The 1,039-nt window shown below is 41.8% G+C and carries 1 protein-coding gene; it reads right to left on the bottom strand.

What is annotated here, in order from left to right; genetic code table 11:
• Positions 1-52: 52 nt before the first annotated feature.
• Positions 53-985, bottom strand: a complete 933-nt coding sequence (locus FTV08_RS16085; protein WP_055414397.1) for an IS5 family transposase — start codon at positions 983-985, stop codon at positions 53-55.
• Between the last annotated feature and the right edge of the window lie 54 nt (positions 986-1,039).

The raw sequence follows: 1,039 nt of genomic DNA, 5'->3' as shown, positions 1-1,039 counted from the left end.
GGCTTTGTTGCATAAACATTCAAAAGCTGAGTTTTCCCCAATCCATTCAAATTTAAGTGACAACTTGGGTGTGAGGTCTACCTAATTCCGTAAATCTATTCAGAACTGCCACACGCGCATGAACTTCATTGACCTGACTTTGAAAATGTCTTGCCGTCAGCTTATCTCCTAATAATTTGATGCAATGCATCTTGGTTTCCACCAAACTGCGACGGTGATAGCCCGACCATTTTTTCCATAGGGTTCTGCCTAAATGCTTAACCGTTTGAAGTAACTCATTTCGTTCTATTGAACTGATTTTAGAATCTTTCCAGGGCTTGGCATTCTTCCTGGGTGGAATTACTGCATGTGCTTGACGATCTGAAATCACTTGTCTGCAGCACTTCGTGTCGTACGCCCCATCGGTATAGACAGAATCTATTCGCTCATTTGGTGGGATTTGATCCAGTAAATCACCTAGTACTTGTGAATCACTGACATTATTTGTCGTAAGCTGAACGGCACGTATTTGCAGTGTTTCAGCATCTATACCAATATGCAGTTTACGCCATTGCCGACGGTATTCAGGCTGATGTTTCTTACGCTTCCATTCACCTTCACCTAAAAATTTTAAACCCGTAGAGTCGACGAGTAGGTGTAACCCATCACGACTTTTCTGATAGCTTATCGCAATATCAATATGCTTTTGTCGTCTACAGAGGGTGGAGTAATCTGGTGCTGTCCAATTCAAGCCACAGAGTTTAATCAGGCTTTGAGCAAAGCCAGTGACCATACGTAAAGAAAGACGGAATAGAGATTTGATCATTAAACAGCATTGAATCGCTGTATCGGAATAAGTTTGATTTCGTCCGTGCTTGCCTTGTGGTTGTGCATACCATTGGGTCTTAGGATCAAACCAGATTGAAATATTTCCTCGCTTGATTAAAGCTTGGTTATACGAGGACCAATTGGTTGTACGGTAAGTTTTAGGTGCAGGCTTCTTCATCTGGAAATTATATTGCTAAAGAAGCCCTCAAGAATAGCTTTGTGCAACAAAGCC

Source organism: Acinetobacter sp. YH12226, assembly GCF_013417805.1.
Lineage (GTDB): Bacteria > Pseudomonadota > Gammaproteobacteria > Pseudomonadales > Moraxellaceae > Acinetobacter.
The sequence above is the reverse complement of the archived record's forward strand: the minus strand, read 5'-3'. Positions and strand labels throughout refer to the sequence as shown.

Coding starts and splice junctions, on each gene's coding strand:
- FTV08_RS16085 (WP_055414397.1), bottom strand. CDS start 985: ATGAAGAAGCCTGCACCTAAAACTTACCGTACAACCAATTGGTCCTCG.